Source organism: Pseudaminobacter soli (ex Zhang et al. 2022), from assembly GCF_014595955.1.
Taxonomy (GTDB): domain Bacteria; phylum Pseudomonadota; class Alphaproteobacteria; order Rhizobiales; family Rhizobiaceae; genus Kumtagia; species Kumtagia pseudosoli.
The window spans coordinates 1-726 of record NZ_JABVCF010000046.1 but is presented as its reverse complement, the minus strand read 5'-3'; the positions used below and the strand labels follow the sequence as shown (position 1 = coordinate 726).

1 protein-coding gene is annotated in these 726 nt (G+C 64.3%); it reads right to left on the bottom strand.

Annotation, left to right across the window (positions count from 1 at the left end; all coding sequences use genetic code 11):
• The coding region (locus tag HUI96_RS29025) for a zinc-binding dehydrogenase (RefSeq protein WP_188258174.1) at positions 1-726 on the bottom strand (726 nt) is incomplete at its 5' end.

Sequence of the window (726 nt, the reverse complement as noted above, 5' to 3'; positions counted from 1 at the left end):
TCAGTATACCACAACGCTTCGGATCGACTTGCCCTGGTTCATCAGGTCAAAGCCCTTGTTGATGTCCTCCAGCGGCATGGTGTGGGTGATCATCGGGTCGATCTGGATCTTGCCCTCCATGTACCAGTCGACGATCTTCGGCACGTCGGTGCGGCCGCGCGCGCCGCCGAAGGCCGTGCCCTTCCAGGTGCGGCCGGTGACCAGTTGGAACGGACGGGTCGAAATCTCCTGGCCGGCGCCGGCGACGCCGATGATGATCGATTCGCCCCAGCCGCGATGCGCCGATTCCAGCGCCTGGCGCATGACCTTCACATTGCCGGTGCAGTCGAAGGTGTAATCGGCGCCGCCGATCTGGTCGGCGCCGCGCTTCGTCAGGTTGACGAGGTAGGGGACGATGTCGCCTTCGACTTCCTTGGGATTGACGAAGTGGGTCATGCCGAAGCGCTCGCCCCAGGCCTTCTTGTCGTTGTTGAGGTCGACGCCGATGATCATGTCGGCGCCGACCAGGCGTAGGCCCTGGATGACGTTGAGGCCGATGCCGCCGAGGCCGAAGACGACCGCGGTCGAGCCCGGCGCCACCTTCGCCGTGTTGATGACGGCACCGATGCCGGTGGTCACGCCGCAGCCGATGTAGCAGATCTTGTCGAAGGGCGCGTCCGGATTGACCTTGGCGAGCGCGATCTCCGGCAGCACCGTGTGGTTGGAGAAGGTCGAGCAGCCCATGTA